Consider the following 20,662-nt stretch of genomic DNA (forward strand, 5'->3'; position numbering starts at 1 on the left):
TCAATGGGCGATGGGTTCGGCGCCCGGCGCGCTCGCGGTGAGCTCTGCGACGAAACGGGATGCGAGACGGCGCGCGTTCGCATCGGCGGCGAGCACGTCCGAAAGCGTGGCGGCGCTCGTGTTCGGCAAGGCGTTCAGCACACGCTCCACCACGCCACCGATCGCCATGAAGCCGATGCGGCGCTCCAGGAACGCTTCCACGGCGATTTCGTTGGCCGCATTCAGCGCGGCGCTCGCGATGCCGCCGGCTTCCAGCGCCTGGATGGCGAGCGCGAGACACGGAAAGCGCGCGAAATCGGGCTTTTCGAACGTGAGGGTCGCGATCTGCGCGAGATCCAGCGGCGCCACGCCCGAGTCCACACGATCAGGATACGCCAGCGCGTGCGCGATCGGCGTGCGCATGTCGGGATTGCCGAGTTGGGCGAGCACCGAGCCGTCTGCGTACGAGACCATCGAGTGAATCACGCTCTGCGGATGGATCAGCACTTCGATGCGCGAGCCGGGCAGATCGAAGAGCCAGTGGGCTTCGATCACTTCGAGGCCCTTGTTCATCATCGTCGCGGAATCGACGGAAATCTTGCGGCCCATCGCCCAGTTCGGGTGCTTCACGGCCTCTTCGGGCGTGACGTTCACGAGCGTAGCCGGTTCGCGCGTGCGGAACGGGCCGCCGGATGCCGTGAGAATGATCTTCGACACGCCGCCGTGCAGCTTCGCCTCCTTGTCCGCGCAAGGCGGCAGGCACTGGAACACGGCGTTGTGTTCGCTGTCGACCGGCAGCAGAATGGCGCCGTTGTCGTGCACCGCGTCCATGAAGATCTGGCCAGACATGACCAGCGCCTCCTTGTTCGCGAGCAGGATGCGCTTGCCGGCGCGTGCCGCGGCAAGCGTCGGTGCGAGGCCGGCCGCGCCAACGATAGCCGCGACGACCGTATCGCACTGCGACGCGCGGGCGACTTCGACGAGCGCGTCGGGGCCGTACGTCACTTCGGTTTTGCAGCCTTGGGCGCGCAAAGCCTGAGCGACGCGCGCAGCGGTATCGGCGTCGCCGACGACGGCCACTTCCGGCTGGAATCGGAGGCACTGCGCGACGAGCTTGTCGCCGTTGCGGTGCGCGCTGAGCGCGTAGACCGAGAAACGGTCCGGGTGCCGCGCCACGACGTCGAGCGTGCTGTCGCCGATCGAGCCCGTGGAGCCGAGCAATGTGAGACGTGTTTGCATGAGTTCTTCTCTAGCCGATTAGCCAAGCATCAGCAATGCGATCGGCAATACGGGCAACAATGCGTCGATGCGGTCGAGGACGCCGCCGTGACCGGGCAGGAGGCCGCTCGAATCCTTGACGCCCGCCTGGCGCTTCAGCAGCGATTCGAACAGATCGCCGACCACGCTGAACGCGACCAGCACGGAAACCGCAACGAAGGAGCGATCCCAGCCGAGATGTTCGACGAAAGCCGTGAATACGGTGGGCGCATAAAACGCGGTGCTGGCGGCAACCGCGCCGATGACGATGACCGCCAGCCACCCGCCGATGGCGCCTTCCCAAGTCTTGCCCGGGCTGATCGACGGGGCGAGTTTGTGGCGGCCGAGCGCTTTTCCGGCGAAGTATGCGCCTATATCAGCCAGCCAGACTACTAGCAGAAGCGATAGCACAAATGCCACGCCGCGCGTGCGCGCATCGACGACTGCGTGCCAGCATGCCAGAAACACCACGATACCCGCGAAAAGCAGAAAGGCGCGCCACGTGTGCGCGGCCAGCGTCGGTTTGCGCAGCAACGCGTAGGGACCGGCGAGCACCCAGAAGATCGCCGCCATCTGATACAGAGGCGTGGATTTGATGCCGAGAAACGTGCTGAAGATGAGCGCGACACCCGCGACGAGCGCATAGGCCACCGGCCCCGCCCCGTTCAGCTTGAGGAGTCTGCCCCATTCCCATGCCGCGAACACGACGACAAAACCGATCAGCGCCCCGAATGCGCCGATCGGCGCGAACAGCGTGATCGGCACGAGTACCGCGAGCAGGACGATTGCCGTGATGACACGGGTTCTTAGCATGAAAGGGTGTCGGCCTTCTGCGATTGGGAAGCGAGCTGCGCGCTCGTGCGCCCGAAGCGGCGCTCACGGTCGCCATACGATGCGATCGCGCGGTCGAGCGCGTCGGCGTCGAAGTCGGGCCAGTAGGTATCGGTGAAATAGAACTCGGTGTACGCGAGCTGCCACAGCAGGAAGTTGCTGATGCGCTGCTCGCCGCCCGTGCGGATGAAGAGATCGGGCTCCGGCGCGTACGCCATTGCGAGATGCTCGGCGAACGATTCGTCGTCCACGCGCGCGGGCACGCCCGTTTCGAGCGATTGCGCGATGAGCTTCTTCGTTGCCTGCATGATGTCCCAGCGCCCGCCGTAGTTGGCAGCGATGGTCAGCGTGAGGCGCGTGTTGCGCGCGGTCTTGGTCTCGGCGCGCTGAATGAGCGCGCGGATCTTGTCGTCGAACATGGCAATGTCGCCGACGACGCGCAGACGGATGCCGTTCGCGTGCAGCTTGCCGATCTCGCGCTCGAGCGCGGTGACGAAGAGACGCATCAGAAACGAAACTTCGTCGGTCGGACGGCGCCAGTTTTCGGAGCTGAACGCGAACAGCGTGACGAATTCGACGCCGCGCCGCGCGCAGCTTTCGACGGTCGCGCGAACCGCATCGACGCCGCGCGTGTGACCGGCGACGCGCGGCAAACGCCGCTCCGTCGCCCAACGGCCATTGCCGTCCATGATGATCGCGACGTGACGCGGGACAGCCGCGACATCGGGCACGGTAACGGTAGAGCTGGTATAGGTCATGGCCGGTGAATCTTGGAATCTGGAGGAGTGAGAGCCAGCCTGGATGTATAGCCGCCCGAGGCTGGCGAAACCGTTTCTACGGCCTCACACCGTCATGATTTCGGCTTCTTTCGTCTGAACGAGCTTGTCGATTTCGGCGACGAACTTGTCCGTGAGCTTCTGGACTTCATCGCTCGAGCGGCGCTCGTCGTCTTCCGAAATTTCCTTGTCTTTCACGAGCTTCTTGAGCGCGTCGTTCGCATCGCGGCGCAGATTGCGCACGGCGACCTTGGCGGTCTCGCCTTCGCTCTTCACGACCTTCGTGAGCTCGCGGCGGCGTTCTTCGGTCAGCGCGGGCATCGGCACGCGGATCAGATCGCCCTGCGTCGCCGGGTTCAGACCGAGGTCAGACTCACGGATCGCCTTTTCGACGACCGGCACCATCTTCTTTTCCCACGGCTGCACGCCGATCGTGCGCGCATCGACGAGCGTCATGTTCGCGACTTGCGAGATGGGCACATTCGAGCCGTAGTAGTCGACCTGAATATGGTCGAGCAGGCCCGTGTGCGCACGACCCGTGCGAATCTTGGCGAGATCGGCCTTGAACGCTTCGATCGACCGCTGCATCTTCTGGTCGACACCCTTTTTAATGTCAGCCACACTCATTTTGAACCTCCAAACCTGGTTTTACGGGCGAAACGCGGCGCATCCCGCGCGCGGCTTCAACGTGCCGCGCAGCGCCTGATACCGCGAGAGTTTACACGTGGACGAGCGTCCCTTCGTCGTCGCCCTGCACGATACGCTTCAATGCGCCCGGTTTCGTGATCGAAAACACGCGAATCGGCAGCTTCTGGTCGCGGCACAGTGCGAACGCGGTGGCGTCCATAACCTGCAGATTGCGACCGATCGCCTCGTCGAAGCTGATCGTGCTATAGCGCGTCGCGCTCGGATCTTTCTTCGGGTCGGCGGAGTATACGCCATCGACCTTCGTCGCCTTCAAGACCACTTCGGCGCCGACTTCCGAGCCACGCAGCGCGGCTGCCGTATCCGTCGTGAAGAACGGGTTGCCCGTGCCGGCCGCGAAGATCACGACCTTGCCCTCTTCCAGCTGACGGATGGCGCGCGGGCGGATGTACGGCTCGACCACCTGATCCATGCGCAGCGCCGACTGCACGCGCGCTTCGATGCCCGCGTGACGCATCGCGTCCTGCAGCGCGAGCGCGTTCATCATCGTGGCGAGCATGCCCATGTAGTCGGCGGTCGCCCGGTCCATGCCGGCAGCGCCCCCCGCCACACCGCGGAAGATGTTACCGCCGCCGATCACGACGGCCAATTGAGTTCCGATCCGCACTACCTCCGCGATATCCGCCACCATCCTTTCGATCGTTGCGCGATTGATGCCGAAAGCATCGTCGCCCATCAGGGCTTCGCCGGAGAGTTTGAGGAGTACGCGTTTGTAGGCTGTGGGCATATTGAAGGTTCCGATCGCGCCGAGGAGGGTTGCAACAACGTAGAACTGTAGGGGTGAATCATTACTTACCGCAAGCGCACCGGATCGGGCGGCGGGCGCGGCGGATAAGGGTTTACCCCTATCTCACCGCGCCCGCTCTCATGTGCGAACCGGATCGCTGAATTCTTGCGGCGGACGTTCCGCCGCGGGTACTGCCGGCTCGGACGCGCGGCCGCGCTGGCGACAGCGCGCGCGTCACAGGCGAGCCTTACGACTGCTTGGCAGCCGCGACTTGCGCCGCGACTTCCGCTGCGAAGTCGTCCTGACGCTTCTCGATGCCCTCGCCGACCACGAACAGCGCGAACTTCTGCACCGATGCGTTCGCCGCCTTCAGCATCTGCTCGATCGTCTGCTTGTCGTTCTTCACGAACGGCTGGTTCAGCAGCGACACTTCCTTCAGGTACTTCTGGACCGAGCCGTCGACCATCTTGGCGACGATCTCGGCCGGCTTGCCCGATTCAGCCGCCTTCTGCTCGGCGATGCTGCGCTCCTTGGCGATCAGGTCGGCCGGCACTTCGTCCGACGACAGCGAAACCGGCTTCATCGCGGCGACGTGCATCGCGACGTCCTTGCCGACTTGCTCGTCGGCGCCCGTGAACTCGACCAGCACGCCGATGCGCGTGCCGTGCAGATACGACGCGACCTTGTTGGCCGACTGGAAACGCACGAAACGGCGGATCGACAGGTTTTCGCCGATCTTGCCGACGAGCGCGAGACGCACGGCGTCGACCGTCGAGCTTTCCAGCGGCAGCGCGGACAGCGCAGCGACGTCAGCCGGATTGTTCTTGGCAACCAGTTCGGCGATCGTCTTGCCGAAGGCCAGGAAGTCGTCGTTCTTCGCGACGAAGTCGGTTTCGCAGTTCAGTTCGACGAGCGCGCCCACGCCGCCTTCGACGTGCGCCGTGACGATGCCTTCCGCGGTCACGCGCGATGCCGCCTTGCTCGCCTTGTTGCCGAGCTTCACGCGCAGCAGCTCTTCGGCGCGCGCCATGTCGCCGTCGGCTTCCGTCAGCGCCTTCTTGCATTCCATCATCGGCGCATCGGTCTTCGCGCGCAGTTCTGCCACCATGCTTGCGGTAATTGCCGCCATCATTCGCTCCTTGAGTCTGTTTGATACGTGCCGCGGCTTCGAGCACCCGCGACAGAAATTGGTTTCAACTATTCGCGAACATCGCGCCGGCTAAAAAAAAGGGGCCTTTCGCAAAGCCCCCTTTCTTGTTGGCCGCAGGGCTCGATTACGCCTCTGCGTTGACCTCGACGAACTCGTCGCCTTCGCCGTTGCGCACGGCCTGGACCACGTCGTTCACCGCGTTTGCGCGGCCTTCGAGGATCGCGTCCGCGACGCCTTCGGCGTACAGCGCGACAGCCTTCGATGCGTCGTCGTTACCCGGGATGACATAGTCGATGCCTTCCGGCGAGTGGTTCGTGTCGACCACGGCGATGACCGGAATGCCGAGCTTCTTGGCTTCCGTCACGGCAATCTTGTGATAGCCGACGTCGATGACGAACATTGCGTCCGGAATGCCGCCCATGTCCTTCACGCCGCCGATCGACTTTTGCAGTTTGACCATTTCGCGTTCGAACAGAAGCGCTTCCTTCTTGCTCATGCGCTCGGTTTCGCCCGATTCCAGCGCCGCTTCCATGTCCTTCAGGCGCTTGATCGAAACTTTCAGCGTCTTGAAGTTGGTCATCATGCCGCCGAGCCAGCGGGCGTTGACGAACGGCATACCGGCGCGCGCTGCTTCCTGAGCGATCGTGTCGCGCGACTGGCGCTTCGTGCCGACGAAAAGAATCGTGCCGCGATTCGCTGCCAACTGGCGCACGTACTTCAGCGCGTCGTTGTAGAGCGGCAGGGTCTTTTCGAGGTTGATGATGTGAATCTTGTTGCGATGACCGAAGATGTACGGGGCCATCTTGGGGTTCCAGAAGCGCGTTTGGTGACCGAAGTGGACACCGGCTTCCAGCATTTGACGCATCGTGACTGCCATGAAATTCTCCGCGAGGGTTGGGTCTTAAGCCGGCTGCCGCATCCCGCGCTACTTTATTTAGCGTGGAACACCCTGGGTGCGCCGGCTTGCGTATCGACTTGAAGCAGCGAGGCGGTTTACCGCGCCGCTGCCTTTCTTCCAAGCCGGAATCGTCGATTGCGTCGAGATTGTCTTTCGACACCGCGACGGCAATATGGATTACGACTTAGCCCAGAAGTATAGCATGTGAGGATTGCCCGGCTCAAGCCGCCCGCTCGAAGCGAAAACCGGGCGGCGCGCACGCCGCGATCCCGCCGCCGCGCCGCCCGCCTCCAACTATCCGGGTGCGGCTCATTTCCTAAGGTGCGATAATGCCGCTTTCGCGGCTCACTGCCGCATACACGCAATTCCGGGCCAAGTCATGTCCATCACGCTGAAAAACGAACACGATATCGCGCAGATGCGGGTCGCCTGCCGGCTCGCCAGCGAAGTGCTCGATTTCATCACGCCGCACATCGCTCCCGGCGTGACGACCGAGGAACTCGACCGCCTCTGTCACGAATATATGGTGAAGGAACAGGGCACCGTTCCCGCGCCGCTGAATTACCAGCCGCCCGGCTATCCGCCGTATCCCAAGGCGACCTGCATTTCCGTGAACGACGTGATCTGTCACGGCATCCCCGGCGAAAAGGTGCTGAAGAATGGCGACGCGCTCAACATCGACATCACCGTGATCAAGAACGGGTATTTCGGCGATACGAGCCGCATGTTCATCGTCGGCGAAGGTTCGATTCTGGCGAAGCGGCTCGTGCAGACCACCTTCGACTGCATGTGGCTGGGTATCGATCAGGTGCGCCCCGGCGCGCATCTGGGCGACATCGGCCACGCGATCCAGAAGCACGCCGAGTCGCAGGGTTACAGCGTGGTGCGCGAATACTGCGGCCACGGCATCGGACAGGTGTTCCACGAAGAGCCGCAAGTGCTGCACTACGGGCGTCCGGGCACGGGTATCGAACTGGAGGCGGGCATGATTTTCACCGTCGAGCCGATGATCAACGCCGGCCGCCGCGAAATCCGCACGATGCCCGACCAGTGGACCGTCAAGACGCGCGATCGCAGCCTGTCGGCGCAATGGGAGCACACGGTGCTCGTCACGCCGACCGGCTACGAAGTGCTGACCGTCTCGGCGGACACGCAGGCGCCGTCGCAACTGATCGCGGCCACTGCCTGATTCCGCGCTCTTCCGGGCGCCGGCCACGCAGGCTGGCGCGCCATTCTCCTCTCGCCTTTCCTTCCAATCCATGAGCAGCACTGCCGCCGTCGCCACGCCCTGTGAAACGCTGCGCGCCGCCTACAAGGCGGCGAAGGCGGCGCTCATCGAACGCTTTCAGGCGACGTCGAGCGTCGAGCCGCTCATGCATGCGCTCGCGCGCGCCACCGACGATGCCCTCAAAGGTGCCTGGGCCGCCTGCGACATGCCGGATCACGCGGCGCTGGTCGCGGTCGGCGGGTATGGGCGCGGCGAGCTTGCGCCCTATTCCGACGTCGATATTCTGGTGCTCCTGCCCGATCCTTCGCCGCATAGCGAGGACGCGGAGCTCAACGGTCGGGTCGAGCGCTTCATCGGCATGGCGTGGGATCTGGGACTCGATATCGGCAGCAGCGTGCGCTCGGTCGAGCAGTGCATCGCCGAAGCCGGTAACGACATCACCGTGCAGACGTCGTTGCTCGAGGCGCGGCGCATTTGCGGCGACACGGCGCTGTTTCAGCGTTTCGGTGCACGCTATCGCGAAACGCTCGATCCGCGCGCGTTCTTCCAGGCGAAAGTGCTGGAAATGCGTCAGCGCCATGCGAAGTTCCAGGACACGCCCTACAGCCTCGAACCCAACATCAAGGAAAGCCCCGGCGGCCTGCGCGATCTGCAACTCATTCTGTGGATCGCGCGCGGGGCGGGCTTCGGCAGCAACTGGCGCGAGCTCGACACATGCGGGCTCATCACCGATCGCGAAGCGCGCGAGCTGCGCCGCAACGAGGGCTTTCTGAAGGCGCTGCGCGCGCGCCTGCACGTGATCGCGAAGCGTCGTCAGGACATTCTCGTATTCGATTTGCAAACGCCGCTCGCCGAAAGTTTCGGCTTCGAGGCGACGACCGCCAAGCGCGCGAGCGAGCAGCTCATGCGCCGTTACTACTGGGCGGCGAAGGCGGTCACGCAGCTCGCGACCATCCTGATCCAGAACGTCGAAGCGCAACTGTTTCCGTCGACGAGCGGTATCACGCGCGTCATTTCCGGACGCTTCGTCGAGAAGCAAGGGATGCTGGAAATCGCCCGCGACGACGTCTTCGAGCGCGAGCCGCACGCCATTCTCGAATCCTTCCTGCTTTACGAGCAGACGCGCGGCGTGAAGGGTTTTTCGGCACGCACACTGCGCGCGATCTACAACGCGCGCGACCTGATGGACCGCGACTGGCGGCGCGATCCGGAGAACCGGCGCCTCTTCATGGAAATTCTGAAGCAGCCCGAAGGCATCACGCACGCGCTGCGGCTCATGAACCAGACGAGCGTGCTCGGGCGCTATCTGCTGAACTTCCGACGCATCGTCGGCCAAATGCAGCACGATCTCTATCACGTCTACACCGTCGATCAGCACATCCTGATGGTGTTGCGCAACCTGCGGCGATTCGCGATCGCCGAACATGCGCACGAGTATCCGTTCTGCAGTCAGCTGATGGGCAACTTCGAGCGCCCTTGGGTGCTCTACGTCGCGGCGCTGTTTCATGACATCGCGAAAGGCCGCGGCGGCGATCATTCGACGCTCGGCATGGTCGACGCCCGGCGCTTCTGTCGCGAGCACGGCATCGGGCAGGAAGACACCGAGCTTATCGTCTGGCTCGTGCAGCAGCATCTGACGATGAGCCACGTCGCGCAGAAGCAGGACACGAGCGATCCGGAAGTCATCAAGCAGTTCGCGTCGGTGGTGAAGACCGAGCGGCGGCTCACGGCGCTCTATCTTCTGACCGTGGCCGATATCCGCGGCACGAGCCCGAAGGTCTGGAACAACTGGAAAGGCAAGCTGCTGGAAGACCTGTTCCGCGCGACGCTGGCCGTGCTCGGCGGCGCGCAGCCCGACGCGCATTCGGAACTCAAATCGCGGCAGGAAGCGGCGCTTGCGCTCCTGCGTCTCGAAACCGTGCCCGAACATGCGCAAAAACGCCTGTGGGATCAGCTCGACGTCGGCTATTTCTTGCGGCACGATCCGGCCGATATCGCGTGGCAGACGCGTGTGCTGTACCGGCACGTCGAGAGCGACTCGCCGATCGTGCGCGCGCGGCCCTCGCCCATTGGCGCTGCGCTGCAAGTGCTCGTCTACGTGAAGGACCGGCCCGATCTTTTCGCCGGCATCTGCGCGTATTTCGACAAGAACGGCTTGTCCGTGCTCGACGCGCGCGTGACGACGACACGCCACGGTTACGCGCTCGACAACTTCCTCGTCGCGCACCCGGACCACGACGGGAGTTATCGCGACATCGCCAATCTCGTCGAGCAGCAACTGGCCGCACTGCTCGTGGACGAGCGCATCCTGCCGGAGCCGTCGAAAGGCCGCCTGTCGCGGCTCGTGCGCACTTTTCCGATTACGCCGCGCGTCGATCTTCGTCCCGACGATCGCGGCCAGTACTACATCCTGTCCGTGTCGGCCAATGACCGGCAGGGCCTTCTTTATTCGATCGCGCGCGTTCTGGCGCAACACCGGATCGGCGTGCAGGCCGCGCGAATCAACACGCTCGGCGAACGTGTCGAGGACGTGTTTCTGCTCGACGGCAAAAGCCTGTCGAACAACCGCACCCAGATCCAGGTGGAAACCGAGTTGCTGCGCGCGATCGCAGCCTGAGACTTTATGCGCGTCAAACTGACAGCCAAACATCCGCGTCCCACGTCGGCGACGCGATCGCCGGTCCGATCCGGCACTGCCACCGGGCGCAAGCCTGTGCGCCCAGCGGCGCCGGAAGAGGCGCGTCCAAAGCGCGCGGGCCAGCCTGGCGCTGAAAAGCGTGGCGATGCACCGCGAGAAGCGCGCGCGTTCAAATCGCGTGGCGACGATTCGCGTTCTGGATCCGGTCCGCGCAAGAGCGCGGAAGGACGCGCGCCGGCGCGTGGGGAGCGTGCATCGGGCGGCGATGAGCGCCACTCGTTCAAACCGCGTGGCGATGATTCGCGTCCGGCTTTTAGCGAGCGCGGTCCGCGTAAGTCGTTCGAAGACCGTCCGGCGCGCGGTGAGCGCACGTCAGGCAGCGACGAACGACGAGCATTCAAACCGCGTGGCGACGATTCGCGTCCTGCGTTCGGTGAACGCGGTCCGCGCAGGTCGTTCGAAGATCGCCCGGCTCGTGGCGAGCGCAGTTCGGGCGGCGATGAACGTCGCTCGTTCAAACCCCGTGGCGACGATTCGCGTCCGGCGTTCGGTGAACGTGGTCCGCGCAAGTCCTTCGAAGACCGTCCGGCGCGCGGCGAGCGCACGTCGGGCGGCGATGAACGTCGCGCGTTCAAACCGCGTGGCGATGATTCGCGTCCGGCGTTCGGTGAACGTGGTCCGCGCAAGTCGTTTGAGGACCGCCCAGCTCGCGGCGAACGCACCTCAGGCGGCGATGAACGACGCGCATTCAAACCGCGTGGCGACGATTCGCGTCCTGCGTTCGGTGAACGCGGTCCGCGCAGGTCGTTCGAAGATCGCCCGGCTCGTGGCGAGCGCAGTTCGGGCGGCGACGAACGTCGCACATTCAAACCGCGTGGCGACGATTCGCGCCCCGCATTCAGCGAGCGCGGCCCGCGTAAGTCCTTCGAAGACCGTCCGGCGCGCGGCGAGCGCAGTTCGGGCAGCGACGAACGTCGCACGTTCAAACCGCGTGGCGACGATTCGCGCCCTGCTTTCGGTGAACGCGGTCCGCGCAGCCCGGCTCGTGGCGAGCGCACTTCGAGCGGCGACGAACGTCGCTCGTTCAAACCGCGTGGCGACGATTCGCGTCCTGCTTTCGGTGAACGCGGTCCGCGCAGCCCGGCTCGCGGCGAGCGCGCCTCGGGCAGCGATGAGCGTCGCTCGTTCAAACCCCGCGGCGACGATTCGCGTCCCGCTTTCGGCGAGCGCGGTCCGCGCAAGTCGTTCGAAGATCGCCCGGCGCGCGGCGAGCGCAGATCAGCCGAAGATCGCCCGTTCGCAAAGCGCGAGGAAGCACACAAGCCCGCCCCCGCCGTCGACTCCGCACCGAAGCCCCGCGAACATCACGACGGCCTCGTGCGTCTTTCGAAAGTGATGTCCGAACTCGGCCTCTGCTCACGCCGCGAAGCCGACGAATGGATCGAAAAAGGCTGGGTGCTCGTCGATGGCGTCGTCATCGACACGCTTGGCTCGCGCATCCGTCCGACGCAGAACATCGAGATCCTGCCCGCAGCGCACTCCGCGCAGTCGCAGCTCGTGACGATTCTTCTGCACAAGCCGGTCGGCTATGTGTCAGGGCAGGCGGAAGACGGTTACGAGCCCGCCGTCACGCTCATCAACCAGGGCAATCACTGGGACGAGGACCGTTCTGGCATCCGCTTCACGCCGGGGCATCTGCGCACGCTCGCGCCCGCCGGACGGCTCGACATCGATTCGACGGGCCTGCTCGTGCTCACGCAGGACGGCCGTATCGCGAAACAGTTGATCGGCGGCCATTCGGAAGTCGACAAGGAATATCTCGTGCGCGTGCGCTTCGGTGATCATACGGTCGACGTCGATCAGCACTTGCCCGCCGAAAAGCTCGCGCTCCTGCGTCACGGCCTCGAACTCGACGGCGTGCCGCTCAAGACGGCGCAGGTCAGTTGGCAGAACGGCGAGCAGCTTCGTTTCGTGCTGCGCGAAGGCAAAAAGAGGCAGATCCGCCGCATGTGCGAACTGGTCGGACTGGACGTCGTCGGACTGAAGCGCATCCGCATGGGCCGCGTCACGCTCGGCGCGCTGCCGGCCGGACAGTGGCGCTATCTCGCGCCGGGCGAGACGTTCTAAGCAAGTCGTAACCTCGCGGGCGCGTCCGGTCGACGCGCCCGCGACGCTCTTGTTGCTTCGCAAAAATACGACGTTTTAGCAAACAATTTGGCACGATGCAGTCCCGATCGTGCCTTTTCGTTTTTGGCCGTTTTTTGGCTAAAGAAAATGGGTCATCGATCCGATACACCTGTCAGAGGCAGGCGGCAGCAGGATCAGCAGCATCGAAACGGCATTGAGGGAGAATCGCCATGTCAGTTGAAATCATCGTTCGTGAGACGGGGACCGGTCTGGAGATCGTCAACGGCCGACGACGGCTCGAAGCCCTGCTCGCCCTGCGCGACGAAGTCGTCGTGACGAGCCCCGGCGTCGGCGAAATGGTCATCGCCCGCCTGCCCGACGGACGTCTGCAAGCGTCCGCGAATCCGGAGCATGTCGCGCTGTTTCGCCAGCCCGATATCAGCGGCAATCCGAAGACGCTGGCGTAAAGAAAAGGCCGCTTCTCGCGAAGCGGCCTCATTCCTTTACGATTCACCGAGCGCGTTTATTCGTCCCGCACCGGATCGAGTCCCGGAAACAGCACTTCCGTGAAGCCGAACTTCGAGAAATCGGTGATGCGCATCGGATAGAGCTTGCCGATCAGATGGTCGCACTCGTGCTGCACGACGCGCGCATGAAAGCCTTCGGCGAGGCGCTCGATCGCGTTGCCGTACTGATCGAAGCCCTGATAACGGATCATCGAGAACCGCTGCACCGCGCCGCGCAAGCCCGGCACGGACAGGCACCCTTCCCAGCCCTCCTCCATGTCGTGCCCGTTCGGCATGATGATCGGATTGATGAGCACCGTCTCCGGCACCGACGGCGCGTCGGGATAACGGTCGTTATGCCCGAAGCCGAAAATCACCACCTGCAAATCGACGCCGATCTGCGGCGCGGCGAGCCCCGCGCCGTTGGCGTCGCGCATGGTGTCGAACATGTCCTGCACGAGTGCGTGCAATTCCGGCGTATCGAAATGCTCGACCGGCTGCGCGATGCGCAACAGGCGCGGATCGCCCATTTTCAGGATTTCACGAATCATGGAGTTACTCCTTCCAAAAGCTTCTTCATGCCGTCTTCGTCGAGAACGGGGACACCGAGTTCCTCCGCCTTCGCGAGCTTGCTGCCCGCTTCCGCGCCCGCCACGACGTAGTCGGTCTTCTTCGATACCGAGCCGGCCACTTTTGCCCCGGCCGCCTCCAGCATTTCCTTCGCTTCTTCGCGCGCGAGCGTAGGCAGCGTGCCCGTCAGCACGATGGTCTTGCCGGCGAGCACGCCCTGCGGCGCTTTCGGCGCGGGCGGACCTTCCGGCCACGAGACCTTCACGCGCAACTGCTCGATCACATGCTGGTTGTGCGCTTCGCTGAAGAAGTTGTATATGGCTTCGGCCACGATCGGGCCGACATCGTTGACTTCGAGCAGCTCTTCCACCGACGCCGACATGATCGGATCGAGCGAGCCGAAGTGCTTGGCGAGATCCTTGGCCGTCGATTCGCCCACATGCCGGATGCCGAGCGCGTAGATGAAGCGCGCGAGGGTCGTCTTGCTGGCCTTCTCCAGCGAATCGATCAGATTCTGCGCGGATTTGTCCGCGAAACGGTCGAGCGCCGCGAGCGTCGAGAAGCCGAGACTGAACAGGTCCGCGGGCGTGCGCACGAGATTCTGCTCGACCAGTTGATCGATAATCTTCTCGCCGAGCCCGTCGATGTCGAGCGCGCGTCGCTGTGCGAAGTGCCAGAGCGCCTGCTTGCGCTGCGCCGGGCAAAAGAGTCCGCCCGTGCAGCGCGCAATGGCTTCGTCCGGCAGGCGCTCGATCTTCGAGCCGCAGACCGGACATTCCGTCGGCATCACGAATTCGCGCGCATCGGCCGGACGCCGTTCGAGAATCGCGCCGACGACTTCGGGAATCACGTCGCCCGCGCGCCGAACGGTGACCGTATCGCCGATGCGGATGTCCTTGCGGCGCACTTCGTCTTCGTTGTGCAGCGTGGCGTTGGTGACGGTCGCGCCGCCGACGAACACCGGCGCAAGACGCGCCACCGGCGTGATCGCGCCGGTGCGGCCGACCTGCACATCGATGGCCAGCAGTTGCGTCAGGGCTTCCTGCGCCGGGAATTTGTGTGCGAGCGCGAAACGCGGCGCGCGCGAGACGAAACCGAGCTTGTCCTGCTCGTCGCGGCGATCGACCTTGTAGACGACGCCGTCGATGTCATACGGCAGCGTTTCGCGCTTCTCGCCGATCTTGCGGAAGAAGCCGAGCAAACCCTCCGCGCCAACGACTACCGCCCGTTCCGTGTTCACGGGCAGACCCATTTCCTTGTACCAGTCGAGAAGCGCGGCATGCGTGGCCGGCATTTCGCCGCCTTCCAGCACGCCGATGCCATACGCGAAGAACGACAGCGAACGCTGCGCCGTCATCTTCGGATCGAGCTGGCGCAGTCCGCCCGCCGCCGCATTTCGCGGATTCGCGAATTCGCGCTGCTCCGCGTCGCGCTGACGCTGATTCAGGCGCTCGAAATCGCGCTTGAACATGAGCACCTCGCCGCGCACGTCGAGCCGTTTGGGCACGTTCTTGCCCTTCAGCGTGAGCGGAATCGAGCGGATCGTGCGGACGTTGGCCGTCACGTCCTCGCCGGTCGCACCGTCGCCGCGCGTGGCCGCCTGCACGAAGCGGCCGTCCTCGTAACGCAGGGAAATCGCGAGTCCGTCGAACTTGAGTTCGCATGCGTATTCGACGCTCGCATGGCCCAGCGCATCGGACACGCGCTTGTCGAACGCGGCGATGTCTTCATCCGCGAAGCCGTTGTTGAGCGAGAGCATCGGCACGTCGTGAACGACCGGCGTGAAGCCCGCCGCCACCTCGCCGCCCACGCGCTGCGTCGGCGACTCCGGCGTGATCAGATCCGGATGATCGGTCTCGATGCCCTGAAGCTCCTTGAAGAGCGTGTCGTATTCGGCGTCGGGAAGGTCCGGCTGGTCCAGCACGTAGTACGCGTAGTTCGCGCGCTCGAGTTCGGAGCGCAGCCATGCCGCACGTTCGGCCGGGCGGTCGGCGCTGGGCACGGCAGCGCCCGACTTTCGGGCGGCGGCGGATTCGGCTTTTGTTTTTGCGGACATGCGGCTTCGATTCGAATGGGTGAGTTAAATCGGTCAACCGGTCGTTCGATTGTCTCAGAAGATCGGTAAATCGTGGCCTCGGCCGAACGACCTAAGCACGGGCCGATGTGCCGCTGCGCGCGCGCGCAAAAGAAAGCGCCCCGGCCGGGGCGCGTTTCTGCGACGGCGAGCACGCGCGGCCAGCCGCGCGCACGAGCAGGCGACTACTGGCTGAAAAGACGCCGCGTCGCGGGCGAGCCGGCCGGAATGCCCGCCTGCTCCAGCTTCGCATACAGCGTCATCAATTGCTTTTCGATGGCAAGCAGCGCGGATTCGGGCAGCGGCCGGCGCTGATCGTCGACGACGCGCGCACCGATGCGCTCCGACAGCGATTTCGCGTAATCGCACATCAGGCGGAAAGGAAGGATGTCTTCATCCGCGACAGGCACGTCGAGCACCAGCGTGATCATCTGGCCGCCCTTGTAGGTGAGATCGTCGCGCAGGAAGTTGGTATCGCCGAACTGGAGCATGAAGACGGGATTCTGCTTCGCGTCGAGTTTCACGAAGCGCGTGCCGTCGCGCGACAGCAGCAGGCCGTCCTGCGACGCCACCGCCTGCACGTAATTCGCGGACCACGGCGCGCCGTCGGAGAGGATGTTGATCGACAGTTGCGCGTCGCATTGTGCGGCGAACGCGTCGAGTTCGCGCGCCATGCCGACGGTTTCCATCATGTCGGGAAATTCGGGCGCGCCGTCGATGGCATCGGCCAGGCGCTGCACGCCGGTCACGAACTCGGAGAATTCGAGCTCGTTCAGCGGGCCGCTGCGGTTCGCCAGTTGCGCGGCCGCGCGCAGTTCCTCGTAGCGCACGCCGTTGCGCGGCAACTCCCATGCGCTCTCGCCTTCCGCCTTGCCTTCGATGGTGACCGGCTTCGTGCCCGCGCGGCGCAGACGCTGCGCGAGCGGAATCACCCGATCGCCCGGGACCGGCGCGGCGAGCCGGATCGGCACGACACAATCGATGCGCCGATCGACCGTCGCCGGCGGCGTCGATGAAATGGTCGTCGCGGCGGGCATCACCGGTTCGGCGCGTTCTTCTTCGCTGCCGTTTTCATCGCTTTCGGCGACGCCGTTGGCAGACGTCGCCTCGGCCTGAAGATCGACGGCGGTATCGGCCGGCGCGATCGGCGGCGTGACCGTCGACGTGTCGGCGCCTCCGGTCCCGAAGCTGGGCTCGACACGCGTGTCGCGCGGCTCCGCGGTAGCGTCCCCCGCCACCGGCTCACGCCGCGGCTGGCGAACGGGCTCGATGAACGGCTGCTCGTCGTCGGTTTCCTGACGCGCGAGCGCATCGGCGGCTTCGTCGGGCATCGGGCGCGGCATCTTGCGACGCACCTTTGCCGACTGCCACGCGTTGTACACGACCACACCGCCCACCACCACGGCTCCGGCTCCAACCAAACCGAGTGTCAACTCGTCCATGCAGGCTCCATCATTCTTTTAGGTTACGAAGCGCCGCGCGATCTGTCGCGCGCATCGCGCCGTCTGGCCGATGCGCGCACTCCGCGCCGTGACGCACGTTGCCGGAACGTCGTCCGGTCTTCACTCAATTCAAATCCTGCGCAACGCTTCAGCCGTTCTGCGCGAAGCCCGCCGCCGCTTCCATGTCCACCGCGACGATGCGCGACACGCCCTGCTCCTGCATCGTCACGCCGATCAGTTGCTGCGCCATTTCCATCGCGATCTTGTTGTGCGAGATGAACAGGAACTGCGTTTTGACCGCCATCGCGCGCACGAGATTCGCGAAACGCTCCGTGTTGGCGTCGTCGAGCGGAGCGTCCACTTCGTCGAGCAGACAGAACGGCGCGGGGTTCAACTGGAACATCGCGAACACGAGCGCGGTCGCGGTCAGCGCCTTCTCGCCGCCCGAAAGCAGGTGGATCGTCGAATTCTTCTTGCCGGGCGGCTGCGCCATCACCTGCACGCCGGCGTCGAGGATTTCGTCGCCGGTCATGATGAGCTTCGCCTGACCGCCGCCGAAAAGACGCGGGAACAGTTCGCCGAAGTGACGGTTCACCTCGTCGAACGTGCCTTGCAGCAGCGCGCGCGTTTCCTGGTCGATCTTCTGGATCGCGTCTTCCAGCGTGCCGATGGCGTCGTTCAGATCCGCCGATTGCGCGTCGAGGAAGTGCTTGCGCTCGGTCGCCGCCGCGAGTTCTTCGAGCGCGGCCATGTTGACCGGCCCGAGCGCGGTGATCGCGTTGTTCAGGCGCGTGACTTCGCCCTGCAGATACGAAGGCTTCATGTCCGGCGTGAGCTTTGCGGCGAGCTCGGTTTCGTCGACGCCCGCCGCCTGCAACTGCTCGACGAACTGCTCGCCGCTGATGCGCGCGGCCTGCTCCTTCAACTGCAATTCGTTGATCCTGTCGCGCAGCGGCTGCAGCGAGCGTTCCGCCAGCAGACGCTGTTCGTCGCACTGACGCAGACGCGCGGTGAGATCATCCAGTTCGACGCGCGCCACATGCAGCGATTCCTCGCGCGCCGCGCGCACTTCGAGCGCGTCGTGCAAACCGGTTTGTGCGGTCTGTTCGTTGATGGTTTCGAGCTCGGCGCGCGCGTCTTCCAGCGTGCCCGCAATGCGTTCGCTCTGATCGTGCGCCGTGTCGATGTTGCGCCGGTATTCGTCGATCTTCGCGGACAGGCCGCGCACGGCGAAACTGGCATCGCTCGCGGCGCGTTCCAGCTCGCGCAGTTCATGACGGGCGCTGGTCAGTTCTTCATCGAGCGATTCGAACGCGAGCTGATTGTCTTCGAAGCGCGCCTGCAATTGCGCGATCTCGCCGTCGTGGCGTTCGAACGCGGCTTCCGATTCGGCACGCAGCGCGCGCTGCTCGTCGACCTGCGCGGCGATCTCTTCCAGTTCCTCGCCGATCTGCGTGTTGCGCTGCGTGTAGCGCTCGTGCGCCTGCGCGAGCTTCAGCACGTCCATCTGCAATGCGTGCACGCGTTGCGTCGCGCGTTCGGCGGCGGCGCGCGCTTCGGCGAGCGTGTGCGAGCCTTGGGTATGCGCGGCATCGGCGCGTACGGCGTTGGCCTTCGCTTCATCGGAAAGCAGCGCCTGTGCGCGCACCTGCTTCGTCAGATTCTCGATTTCCTGCGCGCGGGCGAGCATGCCCGACTGCTCGGAGTCCGATGCGTAAAGCTGCACGCCCACCCGCGTGACGATATGCCCCGCCTTCACGACGAACGCGGCGCCATCCGGCAACTGGCTGCGCGACGCGAGCGCCTGCGCGAGGTCATCCGCGACGAAGATGGTGGCGAGCCATTCGTTCAATACGGCGCGCAAGCCCGGATCGTCGATGCGCACGAGCGACAGCAGCGAGCGCAGCCCTTGCGGTGCTTCGACCGGCTTGCCCGCGACGGGCGGCGAATAGAACGCGAGCTTGGCAGGCGGCGCATCGGTGGCGAACGCCTTGACCCAATCCAGATTCGATACTTCGAGCGCCGCGAGACGCTCGCGCAGCACGGATTCGAGCGCCGCTTCCCAGCCGGTCTCGACGTGCAGCTTCTTCCACAGACGCGGCAGCGCGCCGAGCTCGTGCTTGTCGAGCCAGGGCTGGATCTTGCCTTCGGTCTGCACGCTTTCCTGAAGCTGCTTCAATGCGGCGAGACGCGCTTCCAGTTGATGGATGTGCGCGCTTTCCTTCTGCACGCGTTCCTGCGCGGCGCGGCGCTCGGCATCGAGACGCGGTGCGGTTTCCTGCGCATCGGCGAGGCGCGCCTGCGCTTCGGCGAGCACCTCTTCGTGCTCGGCGAGCTGCATGCGCAACTCTTCCAGCTGCACTTCGTCGGGTGCGTCCAGTCCGCTCGCTTCGTTCTTCAGACGTTCCTGTCGCTGCTGCAATTGCTGAAGCTGCTGATCCGCGTTGCGTTGATGCGCCGCTTCGAGTTTCAGGGCCTGTTCCGCGCGCGCGATGCCCGCGCGTTCTTCGTTCAACTGTGCCTGCGCATCGCGCCAGCGGGCTTCGAGCGCGGGCAGCGCGTCGTGCTTCGCGGCGGCAGTATCCGCAGCGATCGCGGCCTTCTCTTCGCCTTCGGCGAGCGCTTCGGTGGCGGTGTCGATTTCATCGCGCGCCTTCTGCGCCTGCGACTGCCACTGCTCGCGTTGCGCAGTGAGTGCGGCGATTTGCGCCTGCACGCGATTGCGCGATTCGACGATGAAGCGGATCTCCGCTTCCAGCCGGCTCACTTCGGCATTGGCTTCGTAAAGCGAGCCTTGCGCGCCCTGCATCGCATCGCTCGCGCTGTAGTGCGCGACGCGCAGCGTTTCCAGTTGCGCTTCGACTTCACGCAGACGCGCAGTCTGCGCTTCGAGCTCGACTTGCGCCTCGCGGATCGCGCGCTGCTGGCGTTCGGCTTCGTTGCCCGCTTCCTTCTTGCGCAAAAGCCACAGAAGACGCTGCTTCTCTTCGCCTTCGGCCTGCAAGTCCTTGTACTTCGTCGCGACGACGGCTTGCGCTTCGAGCTTCTCGAGATTCGTGGAAAGCTCGCGGACGATGTCTTCGACGCGCGTCAGATTTTCACGCGTATCGTGCAGACGATTCTCGGTTTCGCGGCGGCGCTCCTTGTACTTCGACACGCCCGCGGCTTCCTCGAGAAACACGCGCAGCTCTTCCGGCTTCGCCTCGATGATCCGCGCGATCATGCCCTGCCCGATGATCGCGTAGGCGCGAGGGCCGAGACCTGTGCCGAGGAAGATGTCCTGAATGTCGCGGCGGCGCGCAGGCAGATTGTTGATGTAGTAGCTGGAGGTGCCATCGCGCGTCAGCACGCGCTTCACGGCGATTTCGCCGTAAGCGCTCCACTGACCGGCGGCGCGGCCGTCGGCATTATCGAAAATGAGTTCGACGCTCGCCCGGCTGCCGGGTTTGCGCGCGGTGGAGCCGTTGAAGATCACGTCCTGCATCGATTCGCCGCGCAACTCGGAGGCGCGCGATTCGCCGAGCACCCAGCGCACGGCATCGATGATGTTGGACTTGCCACAGCCATTCGGCCCGACGACGCCGACCAACTGGCCGGGGACCTGGAAATGCGTGGGATCGACGAAGGACTTGAAGCCAGCGAGTTTTATCGAGGTCAGACGCACGGCGATATCGCTGTTTTAATGAGTGACGGAGGATAAGGCAGACAGAGCAGACAGGCCGCGGCGCGGCGCGTCGACCGCCGGACGAGCAGG

The 20,662-nt window shown here is 64.6% G+C and carries 15 protein-coding genes; 4 read left to right on the forward strand and 11 right to left on the reverse strand.

The window, feature by feature from the left end:
- The 7 genes from AWB74_RS21855 to rpsB form a co-directional block, all read right to left on the reverse strand.
- Positions 1 to 1,218 carry a 1-deoxy-D-xylulose-5-phosphate reductoisomerase gene (locus tag AWB74_RS21855; protein WP_061148823.1) on the reverse strand — a complete coding sequence of 406 codons (1,218 nt, stop codon included), beginning with the start codon at positions 1,216 to 1,218 and terminating at the stop codon, positions 1 to 3.
- 18 nt (positions 1,219 to 1,236) lie between these two features.
- Positions 1,237 to 2,049: a phosphatidate cytidylyltransferase gene (locus AWB74_RS21860; RefSeq protein ID WP_061124625.1), complete on the reverse strand. Its 813-nt coding sequence runs from the start codon at positions 2,047 to 2,049 to the stop codon at positions 1,237 to 1,239.
- Positions 2,043 to 2,825, reverse strand: coding sequence for a polyprenyl diphosphate synthase (gene uppS / locus AWB74_RS21865; protein ID WP_061148824.1), 783 nt, complete (start codon positions 2,823 to 2,825; stop codon positions 2,043 to 2,045). Before uppS ends, AWB74_RS21860 begins: the two co-directional genes overlap by 7 nt.
- Before the next feature lie 84 nt (positions 2,826 to 2,909).
- On the reverse strand, positions 2,910 to 3,470 hold the full coding sequence (frr, locus tag AWB74_RS21870) for a ribosome recycling factor (RefSeq protein ID WP_014191128.1): 561 nt from the start codon (positions 3,468 to 3,470) through the stop codon (positions 2,910 to 2,912).
- Positions 3,471 to 3,561: 91 nt separating this feature from the next.
- Entirely contained in the window at positions 3,562 to 4,275 is a 714-nt protein-coding gene (gene pyrH / locus AWB74_RS21875; RefSeq protein ID WP_061148825.1) for a UMP kinase, read from the reverse strand.
- Positions 4,276 to 4,522: 247 nt separating this feature from the next.
- Positions 4,523 to 5,404 (reverse strand): translation elongation factor Ts, encoded by an 882-nt coding sequence (gene tsf / locus AWB74_RS21880; RefSeq protein WP_061148826.1) that lies wholly within the window; start codon positions 5,402 to 5,404, stop codon positions 4,523 to 4,525.
- Between the two features lie 145 nt (positions 5,405 to 5,549).
- Positions 5,550 to 6,302, reverse strand: coding sequence for a 30S ribosomal protein S2 (gene rpsB, locus AWB74_RS21885; RefSeq protein ID WP_061124623.1), 753 nt, complete (start codon positions 6,300 to 6,302; stop codon positions 5,550 to 5,552).
- 400 nt (positions 6,303 to 6,702) lie between these two features.
- Here rpsB and map point away from each other — a divergent pair, with 400 nt between their 5' ends.
- The 4 genes from map (at position 6,703) to AWB74_RS21905 (ending at position 12,783) form a co-directional block, all read left to right on the forward strand.
- A complete protein-coding gene (gene map, locus AWB74_RS21890) occupies positions 6,703 to 7,512 on the forward strand; it encodes a type I methionyl aminopeptidase (RefSeq protein ID WP_061148827.1) in 810 nt (269 codons plus the stop codon).
- Between the two features lie 70 nt (positions 7,513 to 7,582).
- Positions 7,583 to 10,168 (forward strand): [protein-PII] uridylyltransferase, encoded by a 2,586-nt coding sequence (locus AWB74_RS21895; protein WP_061148828.1) that lies wholly within the window; start codon positions 7,583 to 7,585, stop codon positions 10,166 to 10,168.
- A 6-nt stretch (positions 10,169 to 10,174) separates the two neighbouring features.
- Complete coding sequence (locus tag AWB74_RS21900) at positions 10,175 to 12,316, forward strand: pseudouridine synthase (protein WP_087039139.1); 2,142 nt, start codon at positions 10,175 to 10,177, stop codon at positions 12,314 to 12,316.
- A 230-nt stretch (positions 12,317 to 12,546) separates the two neighbouring features.
- A complete protein-coding gene (locus AWB74_RS21905) occupies positions 12,547 to 12,783 on the forward strand; it encodes a hypothetical protein (protein WP_061148829.1) in 237 nt (78 codons plus the stop codon).
- Positions 12,784 to 12,839: 56 nt separating this feature from the next.
- On the opposite strand, the gene def is transcribed toward AWB74_RS21905, so the two are convergent.
- The 4 genes from def to smc form a co-directional block, all read right to left on the reverse strand.
- Entirely contained in the window at positions 12,840 to 13,373 is a 534-nt protein-coding gene (gene def / locus AWB74_RS21910; protein WP_061148830.1) for a peptide deformylase, read from the reverse strand.
- On the reverse strand, positions 13,370 to 15,448 hold the full coding sequence (ligA, locus tag AWB74_RS21915; protein WP_061148831.1) for an NAD-dependent DNA ligase LigA: 2,079 nt from the start codon (positions 15,446 to 15,448) through the stop codon (positions 13,370 to 13,372). The genes def and ligA overlap by 4 nt, the downstream gene beginning before the upstream one ends.
- 203 nt (positions 15,449 to 15,651) lie before the next feature.
- Complete coding sequence (locus AWB74_RS21920) at positions 15,652 to 16,908, reverse strand: cell division protein ZipA C-terminal FtsZ-binding domain-containing protein (protein ID WP_061148832.1); 1,257 nt, start codon at positions 16,906 to 16,908, stop codon at positions 15,652 to 15,654.
- A 148-nt stretch (positions 16,909 to 17,056) separates the two neighbouring features.
- Positions 17,057 to 20,572, reverse strand: a complete 3,516-nt coding sequence (gene smc / locus AWB74_RS21925) for a chromosome segregation protein SMC (RefSeq protein WP_061148833.1) — start codon at positions 20,570 to 20,572, stop codon at positions 17,057 to 17,059.
- Positions 20,573 to 20,662 lie beyond the last annotated feature (90 nt).

The organism is Caballeronia arvi, assembly GCF_001544695.2.
Lineage (GTDB): Bacteria > Pseudomonadota > Gammaproteobacteria > Burkholderiales > Burkholderiaceae > Caballeronia > Caballeronia arvi.